This window comes from Clostridium acidisoli DSM 12555 (assembly GCF_900176305.1).
In the GTDB taxonomy this organism is placed as follows: domain Bacteria; phylum Bacillota; class Clostridia; order Clostridiales; family Clostridiaceae; genus Clostridium_I; species Clostridium_I acidisoli.
On record NZ_FWXH01000004.1, the window covers coordinates 1 to 24,578 of the forward strand.

Annotated in this window: 19 protein-coding genes; 14 read left to right on the forward strand and 5 right to left on the reverse strand. The window is 28.7% G+C overall.

Annotated elements, in window-relative coordinates; all coding sequences use genetic code 11:
* Positions 1 to 142 precede the first annotated feature (142 nt).
* Positions 143 to 1,291: a DEAD/DEAH box helicase gene (locus B8978_RS07945; RefSeq protein ID WP_084115120.1), complete on the reverse strand. Its 1,149-nt coding sequence runs from the start codon at positions 1,289 to 1,291 to the stop codon at positions 143 to 145.
* Positions 1,292 to 1,815: 524 nt separating this feature from the next.
* Between B8978_RS07945 and B8978_RS07950 the strand changes: the two genes are divergently transcribed.
* The 13 genes from B8978_RS07950 to B8978_RS08010 all read left to right on the forward strand — a co-directional run bounded on the left by B8978_RS07950 (position 1,816) and on the right by B8978_RS08010 (position 17,032).
* The gene (locus B8978_RS07950; protein WP_084115121.1) at positions 1,816 to 3,093 is read left to right on the forward strand and encodes an HD-GYP domain-containing protein; all 1,278 of its coding nucleotides are present in this window, start codon (positions 1,816 to 1,818) and stop codon (positions 3,091 to 3,093) included.
* Between the two features lie 9 nt (positions 3,094 to 3,102).
* Entirely contained in the window at positions 3,103 to 3,633 is a 531-nt protein-coding gene (locus B8978_RS07955) for a DUF5317 family protein (RefSeq protein ID WP_084115122.1), read from the forward strand.
* Positions 3,634 to 3,778: 145 nt separating this feature from the next.
* Positions 3,779 to 4,333 (forward strand): ANTAR domain-containing response regulator, encoded by a 555-nt coding sequence (locus tag B8978_RS07960; protein ID WP_084115123.1) that lies wholly within the window; start codon positions 3,779 to 3,781, stop codon positions 4,331 to 4,333.
* A 64-nt stretch (positions 4,334 to 4,397) separates the two neighbouring features.
* A complete protein-coding gene (locus tag B8978_RS07965; protein ID WP_084115124.1) occupies positions 4,398 to 5,813 on the forward strand; it encodes a sensor histidine kinase in 1,416 nt (471 codons plus the stop codon).
* A gap of 240 nt (positions 5,814 to 6,053) precedes the next feature.
* A complete protein-coding gene (locus tag B8978_RS07970) occupies positions 6,054 to 7,454 on the forward strand; it encodes an ethanolamine ammonia-lyase reactivating factor EutA (RefSeq protein WP_084115125.1) in 1,401 nt (466 codons plus the stop codon).
* 11 nt (positions 7,455 to 7,465) lie between these two features.
* Positions 7,466 to 8,782, forward strand: a complete 1,317-nt coding sequence (gene eat, locus B8978_RS07975) for an ethanolamine permease (protein WP_084115126.1) — start codon at positions 7,466 to 7,468, stop codon at positions 8,780 to 8,782.
* A gap of 45 nt (positions 8,783 to 8,827) precedes the next feature.
* On the forward strand, positions 8,828 to 10,183 hold the full coding sequence (locus tag B8978_RS07980) for an ethanolamine ammonia-lyase subunit EutB (RefSeq protein ID WP_084115127.1): 1,356 nt from the start codon (positions 8,828 to 8,830) through the stop codon (positions 10,181 to 10,183).
* A 28-nt stretch (positions 10,184 to 10,211) separates the two neighbouring features.
* The gene (gene eutC / locus B8978_RS07985; RefSeq protein WP_423236713.1) at positions 10,212 to 10,931 is read left to right on the forward strand and encodes an ethanolamine ammonia-lyase subunit EutC; all 720 of its coding nucleotides are present in this window, start codon (positions 10,212 to 10,214) and stop codon (positions 10,929 to 10,931) included.
* 162 nt (positions 10,932 to 11,093) lie between these two features.
* Positions 11,094 to 12,416, forward strand: a complete 1,323-nt coding sequence (locus B8978_RS07990) for an alkaline phosphatase family protein (protein ID WP_084115129.1) — start codon at positions 11,094 to 11,096, stop codon at positions 12,414 to 12,416.
* Positions 12,409 to 13,695 (forward strand): MFS transporter, encoded by a 1,287-nt coding sequence (locus B8978_RS07995; RefSeq protein WP_084115130.1) that lies wholly within the window; start codon positions 12,409 to 12,411, stop codon positions 13,693 to 13,695. The genes B8978_RS07990 and B8978_RS07995 overlap by 8 nt, the downstream gene beginning before the upstream one ends.
* Before the next feature lie 359 nt (positions 13,696 to 14,054).
* Positions 14,055 to 15,335 (forward strand): putative bifunctional diguanylate cyclase/phosphodiesterase, encoded by a 1,281-nt coding sequence (locus B8978_RS08000; RefSeq protein WP_084115131.1) that lies wholly within the window; start codon positions 14,055 to 14,057, stop codon positions 15,333 to 15,335.
* A 90-nt stretch (positions 15,336 to 15,425) separates the two neighbouring features.
* Positions 15,426 to 15,881: a chemotaxis protein CheW gene (locus B8978_RS08005; protein WP_084115132.1), complete on the forward strand. Its 456-nt coding sequence runs from the start codon at positions 15,426 to 15,428 to the stop codon at positions 15,879 to 15,881.
* A complete protein-coding gene (locus B8978_RS08010) occupies positions 15,881 to 17,032 on the forward strand; it encodes a methyl-accepting chemotaxis protein (protein WP_084115133.1) in 1,152 nt (383 codons plus the stop codon). The genes B8978_RS08005 and B8978_RS08010 overlap by 1 nt, the downstream gene beginning before the upstream one ends.
* 41 nt (positions 17,033 to 17,073) lie before the next feature.
* Here the strand turns inward: B8978_RS08010 and fba are convergent, their stop codons facing one another.
* The 3 genes from fba to B8978_RS08025 form a co-directional block, all read right to left on the reverse strand.
* Positions 17,074 to 17,940 (reverse strand): class II fructose-1,6-bisphosphate aldolase, encoded by an 867-nt coding sequence (gene fba / locus B8978_RS08015; RefSeq protein WP_084115134.1) that lies wholly within the window; start codon positions 17,938 to 17,940, stop codon positions 17,074 to 17,076.
* Between the two features lie 168 nt (positions 17,941 to 18,108).
* Positions 18,109 to 20,289 (reverse strand): sensor domain-containing diguanylate cyclase, encoded by a 2,181-nt coding sequence (locus B8978_RS08020; RefSeq protein WP_084115135.1) that lies wholly within the window; start codon positions 20,287 to 20,289, stop codon positions 18,109 to 18,111.
* A 133-nt stretch (positions 20,290 to 20,422) separates the two neighbouring features.
* Positions 20,423 to 22,795 (reverse strand): GxGYxYP domain-containing protein, encoded by a 2,373-nt coding sequence (locus tag B8978_RS08025; protein ID WP_423236714.1) that lies wholly within the window; start codon positions 22,793 to 22,795, stop codon positions 20,423 to 20,425.
* A gap of 159 nt (positions 22,796 to 22,954) precedes the next feature.
* Between B8978_RS08025 and B8978_RS08030 the strand changes: the two genes are divergently transcribed.
* Positions 22,955 to 23,413 (forward strand): DUF441 domain-containing protein, encoded by a 459-nt coding sequence (locus B8978_RS08030; RefSeq protein WP_084115137.1) that lies wholly within the window; start codon positions 22,955 to 22,957, stop codon positions 23,411 to 23,413.
* Here the strand turns inward: B8978_RS08030 and B8978_RS08035 are convergent, their stop codons facing one another.
* Positions 23,414 to 24,496: a glucosaminidase domain-containing protein gene (locus B8978_RS08035; protein WP_084115138.1), complete on the reverse strand. Its 1,083-nt coding sequence runs from the start codon at positions 24,494 to 24,496 to the stop codon at positions 23,414 to 23,416.
* Positions 24,497 to 24,578: the final 82 nt, after the last annotated feature.

The window sequence follows — 24,578 nt, forward strand, 5'->3', positions numbered from 1 at the left end:
TCTCACCATTAACGGTATCATCGTTAATTCTTTAATCTTGCCACTCTGGCAATCTTTCACCTTTTTACTCACGCAGTAGAGTAAAAATCTTTAACCAGTTGCTTCGCAATTTCTTTATACCAAGAAACAACATGGAGTCTAGTTATTTGGTTTTACAATTTATAATTTTACCTTTATACATATCTTTATGTTCTATTTTTATATTGAAAGTTTTTTCATATTTATTCAAAAGAGATAATTCATTAGGAGTAGCAATAGTAATAGCTAAACCTTCCTCTTTTTCTCTACCACATCTGCCAACTCTATGTAAATAATTAGTAGGATGTTCAGGTAAATCTAAGTTAAATACATGTGTTATACCCTTTATATCAAGTCCACGAGCTGCAATGTCAGAAGAAACCAAAAGTTGAATTTTGCCATTTCTAAAATCATCCAGTGCCTTTTTTCTGTGTTCTTTTATGTTTGTGCCATGAATTCCTTCTACACTAAGTTTATGATATTTTAATTTAGATGTAGTAATTTCGATGTCATCACTTTTATTAATAAAAACTAAGGCTTTTTGAGGATTTATTGCATGTACAAGCTTTCTTAAAACTTCTATCTTATCTCTTTTATCACATGTAAAATAATAATGAGCTATGTTAGAATTTACCTGGTTTTTATCTTCAGATGTTACAACAACAGGTTCGCTCATAAAGTTTTTTGCTGTAGCAATAGTTTTATCCGAAATTGTAGCAGAAAATAAAAGCAATTGTCTTTCTTTTAAGGTTGTTTTAATTATAGATTTAATTGTATCAATATTATTGCTATCTAAAAGGTTGTCAGCTTCATCTATTACTATGGTTTTTATTGTATGAGCTGAGAGTTTTCTTCTTTTAATTAACTCCAAAGTTCTACCTGGAGTACCAACTATAATATGAGGTTTTTCTTTTAGCTTTTCTATCTGTCTATTTATATTTGTTTCTCCTATGACAGAAGCTGCTTTGAGTTCAATACCAGAGGCATCAACTAATGAAGTTATAGTTTTATAAACCTGCATAACTAGTTCATGGGTAGGTGCTAGTATTATTGCTTGCATTTCTCTTTTAGTAACATCTATCTTTTCAAAAAGAGGCAGTAAGTAAGCTAAGGTTTTGCCACTTCCAGTTTGTGATTTAGCAATAATGTCTTTATTAGTTATAGCCATGGGGATTACTTTAGATTGTATATCCGTTGGCTTTGTAATTTCTAGTTGGGTTAAACCTTCTGGTAAAGGATGTTTTAATCCAAGTTCTTCAAATAAATTATTCATTTTTTAAATATCTCCTTATAATTACTATCAAGCTATTAGCTTACTACATTATATAGTATTTAACAATAGGGAAAAATTTTAATCTAATTAATATTTAATATTATCTAAAGTATAACTTTTAATGTGATTAAAAATATTAATTTTTAAAAAATAATATTTTTTAAAGGGTTTGTTAGTATAAATGTAGAATAATGAAGGTGAAAAGTTCCTAAACTTATATGTATTTTGTATTTAAGATGTTATAATTGATATTAATATTTTAATTATATTAACTACAGCAATTAAATTAAATACATAAATAAGATGTAAAGACCGATTACATTTTAAACATTTAACTATATTATAACAGGTTTTAAGAAACCCCTGTTAAATCTAAACTAAGGGGGTGATTTTTTATGAACAAAAGAAATCTAATAACAGTTTTATTAGTTATACTTGCACTAGCAATAGCTGGTGGATCTCAAGCAACTTGGGTATTTTAATATAAAGCAATCGGTCTTTATATAATTATAGGAGGAGAACTAATGAAAAAATTGCCACTAAAATTAAGGATATATATAATAACATTATATGTTATTACAGCTATTACCCTAGTGGTTTTTATAGAAACTAAATTTATATCATTAAAAATTGGCTATAAATACAGTGATATTTTGTTTTTTTCCATGATTACAATTTTTACAGAATCATTTACTTTATATTTTGAAAAAATATCGTTTAGTGTTACTTTTGTAGTAACTATAGCGACTTTTGTGTTGTTTGGGCCATTAGTATGTTCAATTATATTAATAGCAGGATATACTTTTAGAGTTTTGAAAATTGCTGGTAAAGGGTATAAACATTTTTTCAACACACCATTTTATGGAACAGTATTTAATTATTGTGTTTTAATTCTTCCAATTTATTTAGGTAATTTTATATATGTAATTACTGGTGGGAAAATAGGTGTTAGTGATATCTCTGATAGCTTATTGCAATTAATTTTATTTGGATTTATAAATTTCTTTATTAATACGTTTCTAATTTCAATAATTCAGGGGATTACTATGGGGAAAAATGTAATCTATTGTTTCTACAATGAAGTTAAACTGATGTCATTAAATATCCTAGCTATGATTCCATTAGGAATTATTTTGGAATATGTGTTTATTAATTATAAATATATTGGAGTTATAATTGTAATTTGTCCAATTGCATTAATCAGATATACATTTTCGCTGTATACTAAGTCAAAATCTCAATATGTACAAACTGTGGATGCATTGATGCGTGCAATAGAAGCAAGAGATAAATATACAGAAGGACATTCGCAAAGAGTGGCAGAAATATCAACTGAAATTGCAAAATATCTAAAGTATAGTGAAAAGAAAATTGAAAAATTAAATATGGCTGCTATGCTACATGACGTTGGAAAAATTGGAATTCCAGATGCTATATTAAATAAAACTGATAAACTTACAAAAAATGAATTCGATGAAATTAAACAGCACCCGGTTATAGGCTTCAATATCTTGAAGGATATTAGAAATTTACAAGGGTTTTTAGATATAATTTTACATCATCATGAAAGATATGATGGAAAAGGGTATCCTGATGGTAAAATAGGCGAGGAACTTAATATGGATGTATATATAATTCAACTAGCGGATTCTATTGATGCTATGGCAACAGATAGGCCTTATAGGAAGGCTCTTGCTTTAGATATTATTGTTAAAGAAATTAGAGAAAATTCAGGAACACAATTTCATCCTAAAGTTGCTGAAGCATATTTAAATATATTAAAAAATAAAAATTTGGTTTAGGAGATAAAAATGTTTGTATTGGCACTTGTAGCAGGGATTATACTTGGTTTTATTTTTAAAGGTAATTTAAAGAATTTATCAAATATTAAATTTAGAGGAATATATCTTATTATATTTGGATTTATTATTGAGTTTATAATAAACATATTGATTACTAGGGGAATAATAACTTCTAGTTTTTTTACATATTTGGCTGATGGTATTATGTATGTGTTAATATTTATATTCGTATTTATAAATAAAGAAAATCACTATATATTGATAATGGGTATAGGGTTCCTTTTGAATGCTATTGCTATATTTACAAACGGTGGAATCATGCCAGTTAGTGAGTATGCCATTAAGATAACAGGAATTACAAATAACATAAGTAAGGCAGGATTGTATGGAATTATGGATGGACAAACTCATTTCAAAATATTGTGTGATTTCATTCCGGTTAAATTAATAGGAAGTTTTGTAGTAAGTATTGGCGATGTTATTTCTGCAATTGGGATGATGTTTTTGGTTATAACTAGTATGAAAAAAGAGTATAATTAATACTTGTGATAAATTGGAAACTAAAGACCAAAAATCTTTAATTTTTAACATAATGATAATTGCAAAGCTTATTTTTTGCCATAAATATTGTATTTATCTATGATTTATGTTTAAATCATAATATATGATAGGAGTGGTTATGAAAATGAGCAATACAATAATAGTAGCAGAAGACGAACCAATCACAAGAATGGATATATGCGAAATGCTCACATCTGCTGGATATTATGTTGTTGGAGAGGCATCAAATGGATTGCAGGCAGTTGAATTATGTAGAAGATTCAAACCAGATCTTGTTCTTATGGATATAAAAATGCCCAAATTAGATGGAATCCAAGCAGCAAAACTTTTAATAAAAGAAAATGTTGTAGAGTCAATAGTAATTTTAACGGCATATAGTGGAAAAGAATTTATTGATAAAGTAAAAGAAGTTGGTGTTATAGGGTACATTGTAAAACCTATAGATGAAAATAGACTTATACCTCAAGTGGAAATTGCAATTTCTAAGGGCAAAGAAATTAAACTTATGAAGGAAAACATAAAAAATACTAAAGTTATACATGAGGCAAAAGAAATTTTGATGGAAAAATATAAGTTGACTGAAAATGACGCTTATAAAAAACTTAGAAAAATGAGCATGGATAAACAAGTATCAATATTGGAAACCTGTAAAAATGTAATTAAGTATAAGGCATATTAAAAAATAAACTAGTATACGTACTACTTATTTTTTAATATGCCTAGTAAAAGTGGGAGATAAAATTATGCTTAAAAAACTGTGCAGATTACATACAGATTTAACAGAAGAGGATATATTACAATTAGAAAACATTGAAAAATCAATATACATGTTTTCTAATCTCGTTAAAGGAGACATATTTATTGATTGCTTAACTAGAGATCCAGATACAGCAATTGTAGTTTCTGAGGCAAAACCAACAAATTGTAAATCGCTTTATAAAAGATGCGTTGTTGGAGAAATTGCATTAAGACAAAATGAGCCAGCCGCATTAAGAACATTAGAAATAGGAGTTGAAACTACAGATTTAAAGGCTACTACTCAAGAAAACATAGTTGTTAAACAAAATACCGTTCCAATAAAAAATAAGAATGAAAAAATAATCGGTGTTTTAATTATGGAGAAGGATATAACTGAAGATATAAGCCAAAGTCGTAATGTGGAAATCTTATCTGAAACAACAGAACAACTTTCAGAGACACTTATGAATATAAAAGATCCAGATTATGAAAATGCTGTTGCGTACAATTTAATTAATGATGCAATTTTAGCCATAAATGAAGTTGGTATCTGTATTTATTCAAACTATAAAGCAGAAGAATTATATAAAAAATTAGGATATAAAGACAAAATCGTAGGCATGTCCTTCGATAATATTGTATTAAATGAGATTAAATTTAAAGATATCATCAAAGAAAAAAAATCCATAGTAGTAGAGTCAAACGTAGGTAAATTAGTTTTACAAATTAAATATGCGGTTACAAAAAAATCAGAAGACATATATGGAATTATTATTTTAATAAAGGACTTAACTGATATAAAACAGAAGGAAAAAGAATTAATTTTAAAGGCAGTAGCAATTAGAGAAATACATCATAGGGTTAAAAATAATCTTCAAACAATAGCTAGTATATTAAGGTTACAATCAAGGAGAATAGATAATGTTCAGGCTAAGAAGGCCTTCGAAGAGAGTATAAATAGAATTCTAAGTATAGCTACAACTCATGAAGTATTATCACAAAAAGGTATAGACGATGCGGATATAAAAACTATATTATCAAAAATTAAAGACAATGCCATGAGAAATTCGGTTCAATGTAATAAAAAAATAAAAATAGAATTGAGGGGAGACAATTTGAAAGTAAATTCAGATAAGGCAACGTCTATTGCCATTGTTGTTAACGAACTTATAGAAAACTCCCTTAAGCACGCATTTAATGATAAGGCTCAAGGAATTATAGAGATAACAATAAACAAGGGACAAACATGCTCAAATATATCCATTAGTGATGATGGAAGTGGATTTGATGTAAATCTTTTAAAAAATGAAAGCCTTGGACTTAATATTGTTAAGAGTATAATAAAAGACAAATTGGATGGAAATATAAATATTAAATCTAATGATAATGGTACAAAATCAGTGTTTTATTTTAACAATTAGCAATAAAATCTATAAAAATTATTAAAATACAATAAAAATGGGGTTTACATTGATAAATTATTATGCTAGACTAGATTCATAAATTAGTGCAACGGGGCATTAGTTTAACAGTTCAATAGTGTAAAAAATTTTAATTTAATAGTAGTTTGATAGAGCAATGGAGCTTAAACATATATAAAAAAATGTTTGGGCTCTTTTTTGTTAAAAATTTTATGTAAAAAGGAGGAAGGTAAATTTAAGGTGAAAGAAATAATATTAAGTGTAGGAATAGATATTGGTACAGCAACTACCCAATTGATATTTAGCAAAATTACAGTTTGTAATACTGCAGGAGCATTCTCCATTCCCAATATAAAAATAACGGACAAAAAAATAATTTATAAAAGTAAAATATACTTTACACCTTTAGTTTCAGATGAAAAGATAGATTTTATTAAAATTAAGAAAATCATATCAGCCGAATATAAAAATGCACTCATAGAAAAAAAGGATATACGTACAGGAGCTATTATAATTACAGGGGAAACAGCAAGAAAAGAAAATGCAGAGGAAGTTTTAGCTGCTCTTTCGGAATTTGCAGGAGATTTTGTTGTAGAAACTGCAGGGGCGGATTTAGAAGCTATACTTGCAGGTTTTGGTGCAGGAGCTTCAGAAGTTTCTAAAAAAACAAGAGAAAAAGTTGTGAACTTTGATATTGGTGGGGGGACAACAAATTCAGTTGCTTTTAAGGATGGAGAAGTTATAGATGCTTTTGCACTTAATATTGGAGGAAGGCTTATTCGCTTTAATGAAGATTTTAGTATAAGTTACATCTCAAAAAAGATTTTACCTATATTGAAAAGCTTAAATTTGCATTTTGCAATTGAAAGCATACCAGATTTTAATGAACTTGTTAGAGTAACAAATTTTTTGGCTAGTACACTTTTAAAAATAGTAAAAAATGAAGAATTAGATGAAGCAGGAAGTAAACTTTTTATAGAACATAATAATAAGGTGTTAACAGCAGAGAAGGTTATGTTTTCTGGAGGAGTTTCTGAATTTGTTTATAGTTATAATGATGTAAATGAAATATCTGAACTTATGGAGTATGGCGATATTGGACCACTTCTAGGCTGGTCTATAAGAAATATTTTTCAAGAACATAGTCTTAAAATAATTGAACCTAAAGAAAAAATAAGGGCTACTGTAATTGGTGCAGGAAGTCATTCAATGGCTATAAGTGGAAGTACTATAGTTTTTGATGATGAAATTTTACCAATTAAAAATGTGCCTATTGTAAAATTGTCAGAAGGCAGTAAAGGAATTATTATAAATAATATTATTAATAAAACAAAGTTATATGAAAATTCAAATATAGCACTTGCGTTTAAAGGTGAGAAGTCACCATCATATGAAGAGGTGAAAGCTATAGCAAGTACTATAGTAGAGGCTTTAAAACATAGGAGTGATCCAATTATTGTTATAGTAGAAAATGATTTTGCGAAAGCTCTTGGCCAAACAATAAAAAACATTGTAAATGCTTCTAAAAAAGTAATTTGTATAGATGGAATTAAAGTAGAAAATGGAGATTACGTTGATATTGGTAAATCTATATCGAGTGTAGTGCCAGTTGTTATAAAAACATTAATATTTAATTTATAGGAGGAATTATTATGGCAAATGAATTAAAAAAGACATTATCACCCTTTCAGCTTTGGGCAATTATAGTTGGTATGGTTATATCCGGAATGTATTTTGGGTGGAATAATGCAATGACGTTTACAAGTCCTGTAGGATTTATAATTGCGATATTGATAGTAACTGTTTTTTATGGTGCATTTATGTTTAGTTATGCAGAATTATCAACGGCAATGCCAAAAGCAGATGCCTCAGGTGAATTTGCAGCAAGAACAATGGGAAGAGTCGGTGGTTTTTTTGCTGGGTTTTCATGTGTAATAGAATTTTTATTTGCAACACCAGCTATAGCAATATCAATTGGTGCATATGTTAATTTTATTGTTCCAACAATCCCCGTAACTGTAGCTGCACTTGTATTCTATGGAATATTTGTAGTGGTAAATTGTCTTGGAGTCAAAACAGCAGCCATTATTGAAACTGTTGTTACAATAGTAGCAATTATTGGACTTATAATTTTTGCTGGTGCAACTGCAGGGCATGTGCAGCCTGTAAAGATTTTTGGTGGAAATATATATAAAGGCGGTTTTACAGGAATTTTTAATGCTATACCTTTTGCTATATGGTTTTATCTTGGAGCTGAAGGCGGAGCAATGTCTGCAGAAGAATGTAAGAATCCTAAAAGGGATATACCAAAAGGTTTTATAATCGCAATGGCAACACTTATGGTTTTAGCTTTAGTTACTTTTGTCTGTACAGCTGGAGTACTTGATAATAAAACATTAGGTGTTACAAACTCACCTATTCCAGATACGTTAGATGTTATATTTGGAAAAGGGAACATACTATCGAAATTTATGAGTTTCATAGGTCTATTTGGTCTTGTAGCAAGTCTTCATGGATTAACAATAGGCTATTCTAGACAAGTATTTGCAATGTCAAGGGCAAACTATTTACCAAAATTTTTATCAAAGGTTAACTCAAAAGGAGCACCAGTTGCAGCAATAATATTTCCAAGTATTATAGGAATGTTATTTGTACTTTTAAATAATACAGCAACAATAATTGTAATATCTTGCTTTGGTACTATTGTACTTCATGCATTAAGTATGATTGCCTTCTTTATTTTAAGAAAGAAAGAACCAGACATGGAAAGACCATACAAGGTTTCAATTGCATTACCTGTAATAGCACTATTATTAAATGTTATATTTTTAGTAACAACAATATATTCAAATTTATCTACAATATCCTGGGTTGTATTAGCATTTATATTAGCATTTGTTTACTATATTGTATATTCAAAGCTAACAGCATCAAGGCATTTAGAAGAAAGCCAAGAGGAGGCAATCTAAGGCACATTAAAGGGCTAATCTAATTAAGTGAGACGGGTGATTTTCATGAATTTAAAGACAACATTATTTGGTAAAGTTTATGTATTTAAAGATATAAAAGATTTGCTGGCAAAAGCAAACGAAGAAAAGTCTGGTGATACACTTGCTGGTATTTCTGCGGGAAGTACTGCTGAAAGAGTTGCAGCTAAAATTGTTTTGGCAGATACAACACTTGAAGAGCTTAGGAAAAATCCTGTTGTTCCATATGAGAAAGATGAGATAACAAGAGTAATTCAAGACTCTATAAATGAAGAACAATACAAAAAGATTAAGTCTCTTACAGTTGGAGAATTTAGAGATTTTATACTTTCAAGTGAAGAAGCAGAAATAAAATCAATAACAGATGGCTTGACTTCAGAAATGGTGGCTGCAGTGACTAAACTTATGAGCAACATGGATCTTGTATATGGTTCACAAAAACTTTGTAACACTGCTACTTGTAATACCACAATTGGAAAGAGGGGAACTCTTTCAGCAAGACTTCAACCTAATCATCCAACAGATAATGTTGAGGGTATTATGGCATCTTTAATGGAGGGAATAAGTTATGGAATTGGAGATGCAGTAATAGGACTTAATCCTGTAGTAGATACTATAGATAGTGTATCAACCATACTAAGTAAATTTAACGAATTCACAACAAAATGGAAAATACCAACGCAAAATTGTGTACTTGCACATGTTACAACTCAAATGGAAGCACTAAAGAGAGGAGTGCCAATAGATTTAATGTTTCAAAGCTTAGCAGGGTCAGAAATTTCAAATAGAGCTTTTGGTATAAATGTATCATTAATAGATGAAGCGTATAAATTAATGTCAGAAAAAAAGAACTCTAAAGGACCTAATTTTATGTATTTTGAAACTGGTCAAGGTTCAGAACTTTCCTCGGAGGGACATAATGATGCGGATCAACTTGTAATGGAAGCAAGATGTTACGGTTTTGCTAAAAGGTATAATCCATTTCTTGTTAATACAGTTGTTGGATTTATCGGTCCAGAATATTTATATGATGGAAGACAAGTTATAAGGGCTGGACTTGAAGATCATTTTATGGGAAAACTTACAGGATTATCAATGGGTGTTGATACTTGTTATACAAATCATATGAAAGCGGATCAAAACGATCTGGAAAATTTGGCAATGCTGCTTTCAATGGCAAATTGCAATTATCTTATGGGTATTCCTGGTGGAGATGATGTTATGCTTATGTATCAATCTTCAAGTTATCATGATATTGCATCATTAAGAGAAATAACTGGTAAGAGGGCTATCCATGAGTTTGAAAAGAGAATGGAAGAATTAGAAATAATGAAAGATGGAAGGTTAACGGGAAAAGCTGGTGATCCTTCTATATTTAGATAGTGTGGTGAGTTTAATGAAAGAAAATGTAATGAGAATAGAAAATCCAGTTGATGAAGAAATGTGTAGGCAGCTTAAAGAGACTACTCAAGCTAGGATATGTATAGGAAGATCTGGGCCAAGATTTAAAACAGATACATTACTTAAATTTAGAGCAGACCATGCTGTAGCAATGGATGCAGTATGGTCAAGTGTAGATGAAAAATTAATTGATGAACTTGGATTTCTGAAAGTGCAAACCTTGGTTAAGGATAAAGAAGAATATATAACAAGACCTGATTTTGGAAAGAAGTTCTCAGAGGAAACTATCAAATATATTGAAGAAAATTGTATCCATTCACCCAAAGTTCAAATTATAGCGGGTGACGGACTTAGTTCTACTGCTATAAATGCAAATCTTAAGGATATATATTCAATAATTTTTGATGGATTAAGGTCAAAGGGCTATAAAGTAGGGACACCTATATTTGTTAAATATTCTAGGGTTGCAACTATGGATATTATTAGTGAAGTTTTAAATGCAGAGGTTACTATAATTTTTATAGGTGAGAGACCTGGACTTGCCACAGGTGAAAGCATGAGTAGTTATATGGCTTACGAAGCCAGTACAAAAAAACCAGAATCTCAAAGGACAGTTATTTCTAATATTCATAGGAATGGAACTCCACCAGTAGAAGCAGGGGCACAAATAGTACATCTAATAGATGTAATGATGAAAGAAAAGAACAGTGGAGTTAATTTAAAAATATAAAAAATACCATATTTAATTTTATGCTTCGCAGTTTCTTTATGTTAAGAGATTGCGAAGTTTTAGCGTATAATAACCTAATCTTAACATAAATCTAATCTTAATATAAAAAATATAAATTACAATATACTTGGATGTATTAAAACTTCAGAAGGAGTAATTTATATGAAAAAAATTGTTAAATATCTTTATGTAATTTCTTTAGACGGCTTATCTACATTAGACTTTGAATATATTAAAAATCTTCCTAATTTTAATGAATTTTTAAAAGAAGCTAGCTACTGCAAAAATGTTTATAGTGTGTATCCAACATTAACATATCCTGCACATGTATCCATAGTTACGGGTAAGTATCCCAAAAATCATGGGATAATAAATAATACACTAATGCAACCAAATAGAAATTCACCTGATTGGTATTGGCATAGAAAAAACATAAATTCAGAAACATTTTATGATTTGGCAGTGCAAGATGGAATGAAGGTAGGTGCATTTCTTTGGCCAGTTACGGCAAAATCAAAAATACAATACAACATGCCTGAAATATTTGCAAATAGACCATGGCAAAATCAAATTTTAATTTCACTATTAAATGGAAATCCTTTGTTTCAGTATGATATGAATAAGAAATTTGGATACCTAAGAGATGGTGTAAAACAACCTAATTTAGATAATTTTACACACCAGGCATTACTGGATACAATAAAAAATAAAGATTTAGATTTAAATTTAATACATTATACAGATTTAGATAGTATAAGACATGAATATGGTTTTAGTTCAAATGAAGCAAAACTTGCACTCAAAAGACATGACAACAGAATAGGTGAAATAATTAGAGCACTAAAGGAAAAGGGAATATATGAAGAAAGTACAATTATAATTTTAGGAGATCACAGTAGTATTGATGAGGATAAAGTGATTAATCTAAATGTAATTTTAAAAGATAAAGGATATATAAAAGTCAACTCAAAAGGTAAAATAACAAGTTATGAAGCAATAATAAAAAATTGTGACGGATCTGCTTATGTATATATAAAAAACAATGACGTTAAAATATTAGAAGAGATAAAAGAAATAATTAAAGAATTTAATAATGAAAATGACTGTATAGAAGATATTTACTCAAGAGAAGAGGCAATCGAATTTGGAGCGGATCCCAATTGTTCACTTATGCTTGAAGCAAAAAAATCTTATTATTTTCAAGATGAAATAAAAGGTGAAGTTATAAAGAAAATAACAAAAGATGATATTAAAAAGTCGTCTCATTATACACTGGCAACTCATGGATATCTACCTTTCAAGCCCGATTATACAACGGTTTTTATGGCATCAGGTAAAGGAATAAAAAATAAAGTAGCTATAGAAAAAATGAACCTTGTTGATGAAGGACCAACAATCGCTAGACTTTTAGGGGTAACACTCAAAGGTACAGATGGAAGGATTGTATATGATTTATTAGATGAGGGAGATGGGTATTGTGGGTAAATACAATAAGATAGAAAAAAGTTGGATATTATATGATTGTACAATATCAACTTATAGTATGATAATAATAACAACTATACTTCCAATATTTTTTAGAATGGTATTTGAAAATGCCGGTGGAGCATCAAGTATGGCTACGGTGTATTGGGGGTATATAAATTCTGCAAGTAGATTAATTATTGCAGTGGCTGCACCTATTCTTGGAACAATAGCAGATTATAAAGGGTATAAAATGAAATTTTTCAAAGTGTTTTGCATAATAGGAATAATATTTACAGCATTAATGGGAGTGGTTCCAGATTCCGCATGGATAATATTAATTATATTTTTTATTATAAGTTCTATAGGCAATTCTGGAAGTAATATATTTTATGATGCTTTTTTGGTAGATGTTACTCCGAAAAGCAAGATGAATATGGTTTCAACTATTGGCTTTGCAGCCGGATATTTAGGCAATATATTAGCTTTTGCAATATGTATGAGCATAGTAATACTTTCAGAATTTAAAATGATTCCAATATCTATTGGTGCTGCATGTAAAATCAGTTTTGTAATAACTGCAGTTTGGTGTACGCTATTTTCTGTGCCAATAATTAGAAATGTAAAGCAGGTATATGGAATAGAAAAGGAAGACAATATAGTTAAAAATAGTTTTAAAAGGCTTTCTTCAACTATAAAAAATATAGGTAAGCATAAAAATATAGTACTATTTCTTTTGGCATATTTCTTTTATATAGATGGAGTAAATACAATAATTACAATGGCAACTTCATTTGGTGCAGATCTTGGTATAAGCTCATCGAGTATGCTTATAGTTTTATTACTTACTATGGTAGTTGCTTTTCCATGCTCCATAATATTTGGAAAATTGTCAGAAAAATTTAAGGGTAAAACAATGCTATTTGTAGGAATAATAATATATTCATGTATATGTATATACGCAAATTTCATTCATAACATAATTGGGTTTTGGATATTAGCTATGTTAGTAGGTACATCTCAAGGTGGAATACAGGCTATAAGTAGGTCTTATTTTGGCAAAATCATACCTAAAGAAAAAAATAATGAATTTTTCGGATTTTACAATATTTTTGGAAGGTTTGCAGCTATTTTAGGGCCACTTATGATATCTATTGCAACTCAAATAACGGGAAAATCAAGTAGTGGAATATTTAGCATTTTGATATTATTTGTTTTGGGTGGTGCTTTACTTACCAGAGTTTCAAATGATTCTGAAGAAGATGTAGAAGTAAATTTGGAAAAAGATGTGATTTTATAGATTATAACTACTACGCAAAAATTTTTACAATCTATAGAAGATTTTAAAACAAAGGATGGTTTTCCTAATAAATTTAGGAAAACCATCCTTTATTTTCTATTTATAAAATATAAATAGTCATTATAAATATTATGTACAATTTATTATAACATATCATTGATAATAATCCAATTTTTAATAATTTAATTGGATTATTATGAAAAATAAATACATAATATGTATTTTAATTGTTTTGTTTTTAAGATAAATGTAATAATGTGTAATAATTTTAAAATAAAATTGTACATAATATTTATTTTGATTAAATAATAAAATAAATTAATTTTTTAAACAAAGATAATCCACCGGAGGTAAATTTTGTGAAAACTTCTAAGGAAATAAGACTAATAAATGCTAATAAATGCTATTTTTCAAGGGATAAGTACATTGATTTTTTTTACAAGCATAGTAAAGAAAAAAATAAATTTCATATTTTTATATTAGATATACAAAAATTTAGGTATTACAATTATGTTTACGGTTATGATTATGGTGATTTAATAATAAATAGCTTTTTTGAATCTATAAATAATCGCCTTAAATATGGAAGCGAAATTTATAGATTTAGTGCAGATAAGATAATTTTGCTAATTGAAGACGAAGAAAAAGAAAATACCATAAATGTTTTAAAAGAATTTGATGGTAAATTAAGTATAAATAATGATGAAATAAAAATAGAAATAAAGGCAGGCATATCAACATATCCAGACGATAGTGACAAACCAGATATAGTTCTTAAATATTCGGAGATAGCACTTAACTATGCAAAACAACAAACTAGAGAAAAATATAAAATTTTTAAAGAAAACATGTATAACTATGTTATAAAAACTAAAGAAGCAATAGATAGTATAGAAAAAGCAGTTGATCGTAAAGAATTTATTGTTTATTACCAACCACTAATAGATAGTAAGTTAAATATTGTTTATGGAATGGAAGCTTTGATAAGGTGGGACAAAAAGGAATTAGGGATTTTGTCACCAGCATATTTTATAGATATATTAGAGAACACAGGAATGATAATTGAGGTAGGTAAATTTGTTTTCGAAGAAGCTTGCAAAAAATTAAAACAATGCGAAGAAATTGGACATGAAGACTTATCAATTTCAATTAATGTTGCTGAAATTCAATTTGAAGAAAAAGACTTCCTGAGTTTTATAGAAAAAACCATTAAAGATACTAATGTTAACCCTAAAAAAATTATTATTGAAATAACAGAGAGAATTTTAATGAGTCAATCAGAATATGTGATAGAAACACTTCAAAAAATTAGAGAAAAAGGAATAAAAATATATATAGATGATTTTGGAACTAAATATTCATCTTTAAATTACTTGTTTAGGTTTCCAATAGATGGTATCAAAATCGACAAATCATTTATTGATAAAATAAATGAATCTAAAAAAGAATTAACAATTGTAAAAAATATAATTAATCTAGCAGAAGAAATAGGGATAGAAGTTGTTGCTGAAGGAGTAGAAGAAAAGCGGCAGTTAGAATCGCTAATAGATATTAATTGTAATAAAATTCAAGGATATATTTTTTCAAAACCAATTGATTCTAATGAGATTATAAACTATTTGAATAAATTCACATTGTAAATATTAGGTAAAGTTCGAACAAATTATTAAGCAATAAGCATTTAAAAATTTTTAAATGTTTAAAATATATTTTTGGAGGGAGTGTATGATTTGAGTTATTGTCAACTAGTTGTATTTAATTTAGGATTTGAAGAATATGCAGTGAACATCTCTTATGCGCAAGAAATACTTCGCATACCCAAAATAACCAGAATACCTAATGTACCAAATTTTGTGGAAGGAATTATAAATTTAAGAGGTAAGGTTATTCCAATATTCGATTTAAAGAAAAGGTTTGGCATCGATGAATCAGAAAGGGGAATTGATAGCAGATTATTAATATTAGAACTGGATGGAATTAGACTTGGAATAATAGTTGATGATGTATCAGAAGTAATAAAAATGGAAAGTGACTCAATTGAACATTTAGTGAATGAAATGGCAGGAATAAGTAAAAACAGCATAGAAGGTATAAGTATATTAGGTGAAAGAATAATAATTATATTAAATATACTAAAACTTAAAACAGAAATATTTAAATATAATCTACAGAAGGAGTTGATATAATGTTTTCAATAGATGGTTTAGAATACTTAAAATTATTTTCAGAAGCACAAGCAGAGATAATACCTGGTGGAGTTTTATTTTTATACATAGAAAAGGATATTATAAAATGGAGAAAGGCTTCAACCAAATTTGACCTAGACATTTTTAATATTGGAGAACAGATAAAAAGTGATAGTATAGCAGCTAAAGCAATGGCACAAAAAACAATATTAAAAGAAAATGTACCACGCTTATTATATGGAAGCAGATTTTATACTGTTGCTATTCCGATGAGTAATGAAAAAAATGAAGCAGTTGGAGCATTTTCAATGTTAATACCTAAATTACATCCTGTAGTAAAGTCATTTAAAGATTTTGCACCAATTATTTCAGAAATGTTTCCAGAAGGGGCTACAATGTTTGTAACAGATCTTCAAAGAATTCTGTATAAACAAGCTTCTGCTAAATTTGATATAGAAGATTTAAAAAAGGGAGATATACTTGCAGAAAATTCAATTGCAAAAAATGTAATAAAAACAGAAAAAGAAATAATAGAAGAACTAGACAGTTCAGTTTTTGGAATTGATGTTTTAGAGGCATGTTATCCTCTATTTGATGAAGATAATACAGATGAAATAGTTGCAACATTAACAATAATCACGCCAAAAGAAGTTGCAGCAAGTTTAAGAGATATGTCTGATAATCTTGAAAGTAATCTTACTGGAATAGCTTCTGCAATAGAAGAATTAGCAGCATCAGCATCACAAATACATGTAAATGAACAAGAACTTAATAGTGAAATTAAAGAAATAATAACACTTTCAGAAGAGATAAATGAAATTTCTGCTTTCATTAAGGAAATTGCTGATGAAACTAAAATGCTTGGACTAAACGCGGCGATTGAAGCAGCTAGAGCTGGGGAAGCTGGAAAAGGATTTGGTGTTGTAGCAGAAGAAATAAGAAATTTATCACAACAATCTAAAAGTACTGTACCTAAAATAAATTCAATCACTGAGCACATAAAAACAAAAGTAATGAGTGTAAGTGAAAAAAGTATGAATTCATTAGCTTCAAGTCAAGAGCAAGCATCTGCTACGGAGGAAATTACGGCCAGCATTGAAGAGATAACCGCATCCACAGAAGAACTAAATAATATTGCTAAAAAATTATAAGGTATATGAAAAAAACGTGTCATTACTGACACGTTTTTTTACTAAGCTCTATTTACTGATCCGAAAAGAACCATTTTTTCTTTAACTTTAGCTTTAATTGCTTCATAACCAGGAGCTAATAATTTACGTGGGTCAAAGCCTTTTCCTGATTTGTCTTTTCCATCTTCAATGTATTTACGAGTAGCTTCTGCAAATACTAATTGACATTCAGTATTAACATTGATTTTTGCAACTCCTAAAGTGATAGCTTTAGCAATCATATCATCAGGAATTCCAGTACCACCATGTAAAACTAATGGCATACTAGTACCAACAGTTTTTTCTATGTCTGCTAATACATCAAATCTTAATCCAGTCCAGTTTGCTGGGTATACTCCATGAATGTTACCAATACCAGCAGCAAGCATTGTTACGCCTAAATCAGCTATTTTCTTACATTCAGCTGGATCAGCAACTTCACCGCCACCGACAACTCCATCTTCTTCACCGCCGATTGCACCAACTTCTGCTTCTACGGAAAGTCCTTTTTCATAAGCAGCTTTTATAACTTCTTTTGTTTTTTCAATATTTTCATCTATGCCATAATGAGAACCATCAAACATAACTGAAGAGAATCCAGCTTCAATTACTTTAAAAGCACCTTCATAGCTACCGTGATCTAGGTGTAATGAAACAGGGACAGTTATTTTTAAATCTTCCATTAATCCATTAACCATTCCTACAACAGCGTGGTAACCACCCATATATTTTCCAGCACCTTCAGATACACCTAAGATTACTGGTGAATTGTTTTCTTGTGCAGTTAATAATACAGCTTTTGTCCATTCTAAGTTGTTGATGTTAAATTGACCAACAGCATATTTTCCTTCTTTTGCTTTAGTTAACATTTCTTTTGCTGAAACTAACATAAATAAACCTCCATAACTATATATTTATTTTTGTATATATATTTACTTGAAAATCTAGTATAAAGATTTCTCTTTATAGGAATATTATAATCCAAAATTGTTAAAAATGAAACAAAAATTTTATTATAAAAACACTCAAATACCATATAATACATATTTTAGATTAAATTATTTAAAAACTTCCACTGTATTTCGACCACTTTTTTTTGCAGAGTAAAGTGCGGTATCAGCTTTTCTTATAAATTCATTTATAGATATATCCTGGCTTGGGACTATAGAGGCTACTCCAATTGATAAAGTAACCTTATTTGAAGTCGCTGAAAATTCATGAACAATGTTCAATTTACTCATTTCATTTTTTATGTCAGTACCTAGTTTTACAGCGATTTCTAGCCTTGAATCAGGCAATATAACAACAAATTCATCACCACCATACCTTGCTACAAAATATTTTTCATTAACTAAACTAGTTATAGTATTGGCAACCAGCATTATGCAGTTATCACCTTCAACGTGGCCATAATTGTCGTTGAACTCTTTAAAATAATCTATATCTATTAATAACAAGGATATTTGTTTCTTTTCATTAATATTTTTATGCCATAAATGGTACAAGTAGCTATCAAACTTGCCTCTATTATGAACCTTTGTCATGCTGTCGTGCTCTGATAAAAACAAAAGTTTCCTGTTCAAATTTTCTAGCTCTTTAGACTTCAAAGCGTTGTTAATGGCTATGGCAGCATAAGAAGAAAGTGATCGAACCATTTCAATTTGATATGGACTAAATGCATTTTTTTCTGTACTTTGTATGGTTAATACACCTATAACTTTAGTTTTGATTAAAAGAGGCCAAAACACTAAAGAATTCAATTCAAAATTGTTTTTAATTGCAACTTCACTATATATTATTTCATCAATGTACTTAGAATATTCTTCACTAAGATTATTTATAATAATAATTTTATGTGTGTTTATACACTTAACAGCTAGGCTATTAGTATTGTTCATAGATGTACTATTTTTTGTGAATTTTTTATCATTGTTAATCACATCAAGATAGTTTATAAGGGATTGTTGTTCATCATATAATCCTATAGCAAAGTAAGCTAAATTCATGAAATTTTTTATACTGGAATAAAGTATATCTATTATTGAATCTAAATCCGTTATTGATGTAATGCTTTGTCCTAATTCACTAATAATAGAAATTTTCTCTACTATAGTCTGTAAATCATGGGATTTTCTCTTTAAATGCTCATTCCTTTTTTCAATTTTTTTCTTTTCATTTTCAATTTCATATATTTTATTTCTGATATTAAAATTTTTAACTAATTGATTGTTGAATGAAGCTAAGCGTTTATTACTATATTCATAATACAGTTTATAATAATTAAATGAATTTATTTTGTCATCAACTTTTTCATAAAAATTTGCGAGTAAACCTGAGGTTTCAGTAATTTTATTTAATATATTATTATTAAACGATAATTTAAAGGCATGTTTTAAAGCGTCTAAAGATCTATCAATTTTATCTTGAGATTCCAAAAATCCATAATAGGCTAAAAAGGTTTCAATTTCATAATAGACAGAAGCTTGCTTATGATTCATATTAATAGTAATTTCAAAATATTTTTCGGCATTTAAAAAATCATTTTTTTTCCAATAGGATAAAGCAAGTATTTTGTATGCATCCGCTACTGCTAGGTCATATTCGTAATGCTGTAAATACTCTATAGAAGCTAGTGCCAAAGTACTGGCTTTATCATAATCATCAAATAGGTAATATATCTCTCCTAAACTTAGGCAGGTTATACCTTTTGATAGACTAAAATCATACTCTTTATCAATATTGTAAGCAGTTGTGCAATAATTTAGAGCTTCCTTATAGTTTTTAAGAAATTTATAGTTTTCAGCAATATTATTTAAAGTTAAAACTATAGCTTCATTTTTAGAAAAGTTAATATTGTATTTTTTACCTAGAGCTATTTCATTTGCAGCAATTTGTGCACGATTGTAAAGATTCATACTCCGCACATAATCTCCAATGTCACTAAAAATAATGCCAAGGCAATTGTAACCCCACCACTCAAGATCATAGTAACCTTCTTTTATAATAAAATCTAAAGAATCAAAAAGTAATAGTATTGCATCTTCATATTTCCCCATGTTCCTATAAGCATCTGCTATCCTATAATTTGCAATAGCAATCCCTAGTTTGTAGTCAATTTCTTTACATAATTTTATTGCTTTTTGAGCAAGCAATATTGTTTTACTTGAATCACTTAGTCTAAGTTTATCTGTTTTTTCTAGTAGTTCATCAATTTCGGATTTTTTACTATTCAAATTCATTACAATGCTCCTTATGATTAGTAAATTTGTGGAAAAAATATTCTTAGCTTTAATATATCACAAATTAGTGTTATAGCCAACACAATATAATCATAATGATAAAAAAAAATGAAAAAAATTTATGATTACTCAATTAATGTTTAATGTTTCTTTTAATTAATTCCATAAAAACGTCAGGAGTTACTACTTTTATATTTTTGTTTTTTTGAATTTCATTAACTACTTCAAACACATTTTCCATGTTCTTACTCCAGGCATGAACATAAATCATTGTGTAGTTATCAGTATTAGTTACATCTATATTTTTGCTGTTTACTCTTGAATTAATAATTTTTATTAAAGCTTTTTCATCTTCAATATCTTTCCAAAGTAAATCTCTACAGGAGACTACTGGCTTACCATTAGACCAGATTATTTTACCATGATAATCATTTTGCTTTGAGTAATCAAGGTAGAACAAACCATTAATATTAGGATTTGATGTGTATTTATCAAAAAGCTTATCATTATTTAATGAATTAGAATCCAAAATTGCAACATACTTCTCATTTACTAACTTCATGTATTCATTTAATTTTTTAGTAAAGGACATTAATCTTTCAGTTGGAAATTTACTTGGATAAATGTATCCAAGGCCAGAAGGGGATACTATAAAATAATCTTTAATGGAATTTTTATAATATAACTTAAAGACTGTTGGTGCTAAATAGTACAAGGAAGGGCTTATTGACCAACCCATATTAAATTTACCTCGGAAGGGAGATCCATACCAATTGGGAGAACTATAATTATTACCAAGTTCCCATTGCTGGTTGTCACCATCTGACATAATAAAACTTACGTAATGGGAATTTCTGTCTGAAGGAATAGCTGTTTTTACATTTTGTTTCATTTCCATGCATGGAAATGAACTTAACACAGATAAGTTAAGGGACCAATCAGCTGGAATTAAACTTATGCCATGCTTTGAGGCTGTACTTACGTTTATAAATTCATCGGGTCCCCAGCCTAGACACAGACCATTTGGCTTCATAGATGAAAATATTGCTTCTCTTAGTTTTGTACAATTTTTATCAGCTTCATAAAATATTAGTGATTTTGTCATTATGGCATAGTCTCTTAAAGGAGAAGATTTATTTGGTGGAAGTTCTATAACTGTTGAATGATTAAGGCCTTGATTCCACAAATTTTTATATGCCCAAAATATATCGGTATTCCTGCAATCACCTATACAATTAGAAATTCCATGTGATTTTATTTTGTTTTCAAGTGAGGCATCAATTGCAATAGAAGATTTTAATGAAGCCAGTGAACATGCATTGTTTATTGAAGGGTCGTTTAATGATTTATTATTGTAAAGTATGTAACCATTAATTTGTTGTTTAAATATATTAATGAGTTCAAATGGATCAGAAATAATTTTGCAATTTACACCATAATTAATTTTTAAATCTTCTAGCCATAATTTATAATCTGGTTGTGAGGAATTTAAGATGTATATTTGAGAAGAACAATGGCTGACTAGCCCTTGAAGGCTAGAAACCATTGTTCTTTCAACTGAAGTCATAGAATCTTCAGAAATAACATATAATTTTTGTGGAATGCTTAAATTTTTTATAAATGAGCAATCATTTACTGTAGGTTTAGAACTTTTCCATTCATGCCAGCTTACATTAAAGGAATTTGAATTTTCTTTACAATAATCATAAAATTTGTTTAAAAACGCCATTCTGTTTTTATTTGGGAAGGAACTCATTTTTTTTGAATCAAAATTTGCAAGTAACATTTGTCTAGTAATAATATCATTAGCTGAAGCAACCTTGGAATTTTTCATCATGTCGTACATTATCATGAAAGTAGTTGTTCTTCCAATACCATGTTTGCAATGGAAATGAAGCCAAGTATTTTTAGAGTTCGATTTTACAAAATCTACAAAGAAATCTACCATTGCATCATTAGGGAGTTTAGTATCTGTAATTGGAACTCTTAAATAATTAACGCCATTAGACTTTACTAATTGCTCCTCATTTTGAACTTTTACAGGTATTATAGTTGTTTCATGGTGATTGGAAAAAGTAATAGGTTGATTTAATTTGATACTATTAAGTTTTTGGGTTTCATCCAATAAAACTTCATCACGGCTTAGAGCAGCATTTGCATTATTTTTATCACCGACCCAGCTAACAGGAAATTCATTAATGAAACCGTGAGATTCCTGTCTTAAGTCGATTACAGTTATTGGCAAATTTGTACCAATAGCATGTATGATATTAGGAAAATTACTACACGTGAATTGCTTGCTACCAGAAATATTTAAAGTGCTAAGTCCGGCAAGATTTAAATTCTTAAATCTATCATCAGTTTCTAAAGCATGTGAAGTTTTTCGAAAGTGTTTTTCTGGAAAACTATTGTCCGAGGAATCGAGGACAAGATTTACCTTTTTAGAAGCCTCGGGGGAACTTAAAGCATTGATTTTAGGGCATTGAAACATTAATAGAAAAACCATAAAAACAATAAAAAAATTTTGCTTTTTACGCAAGTGTATCACCTCCTAACAAAACTAAATATGAACTTAGTATGAACTTCAAAGTGATATTATATGCATATTTAATTGCAAAGTTAAATAGAAATATTAGTGTGAAGTTTGTTTTAGAAAGGAGAGTTTATGGAAACAAATATAATACTAATTGTAATATTAGCGGCAGCGTTATTAGGAAAAGCGGATTCTGTAGCTATAGCTGTGGCAGCACTAATTATAATTAAACTTTTAAATGTTGAAAAGTACATTTTTCCCATATTAGATCAAAAAGGAATGTTTTGGGCACTGGTGTTACTTATTGCCGCCATTCTTATCCCAATTGCAAATGGAAGTATTACTTTAGGTAAAATTAAAGGCAGTTTTATTTCATGGATTGGTTTAACAGCATTAATTTTATCATTTCTTACAACTTATTTAAGCGGACTTGGATTAAAATATCTAACGGTACAAGGACATGGAGAAATAATGCCAGCTTTAATTTTAGGATCAGTGGCTGCTGCTGCATTTTTAAAAGGAGTCCCTGTGGGTCCACTTATAACATCCGGAATGCTTGCTGTGGTTGTTAAGGTTTTTCATAAATCATAATTAATTGCTAGAAGAATCATTTTCTTCTAAAAAATCATATATTGACTTTACACCTTTTGACCAATTAGGATCTTCTGCATATTGCCTATTTATCCAATGGAAGGGTTCTTCATTTGGAGGTTTATCTTTGGACAAATTAATTACAGTTAAGGCGGCTATCTTACTTGCATCAGAAATGTTTGTATTGTATTCTTGCCAGCTATGGTAAACATTAAAAGGATTATTTGCAATTTTTTTTGAACTTGGATTTTGCTTAGGAACAAAAGACTGCTCTTGTCCTGTTATAGCAAATAAAATTAAAGGATTTAAATTATATTGCTTTGAAACTGAAATAATGGCTGAAAAATATGGCTCTTCAGCTAAAAGTGAATTTCTTGAATTTAAAAAAGACTTTAATTTTGATTTATTTATATCTTTGTAATTTAAATAAAAAGTTACATTATAAGAGTTTTGTTTTTTTACAACATTCCTTGATAATGAAACTTCCATAGTATTATTTTTATTAATATTTTGAATTCTAAAAAATACTAAGGAGGATGCTATTAATAAACAAGTAAAAAAAGCAGTCACTAATAAAGGTATTTTTCTGCTTATGTTATTATATGTAGTTTGAAAATTCTTATCAATTGTATAAGATATCGCAACTTCTTCAGGAATTATATTAGGATTACTTATATCATTTGTAGCTACTTCACTATAAATAGATGGTGCATATTTAGTTAAATCAGCTTCTGAAATTTTATTTTCAATATTTAAATTAATCCACTCAAGTAAAAGTTTAGGTAAATCTCTACAATTATCAGATTTATCCATACAAACCTTTAAAATATCACTTAGCATAATGGATTGTCCATTTTTTAATATGGTATTTTTTAATATGGATTGCTTTACTGAATTATCATAATGTTTATCTAAGTTACCAAAACTTCTAGATATAACCTGATAAATGGACTTGGATAGTATATCTGATTTTTGTTCCTTGGAATAAGTTGAATATTTTTTTGATATATATTGTTTTAGTAAGATGATATCTTCTTTAGATATAACTTTTTTTGTATTTAATTCTTCAACGAAGGTTTCCATTTAAAACTCCTAGTAAAAAAATAGTATCTATATTATAATTCTCCATTAAACTACAAAAACCTTCAAGAAGTATTAAAAATAT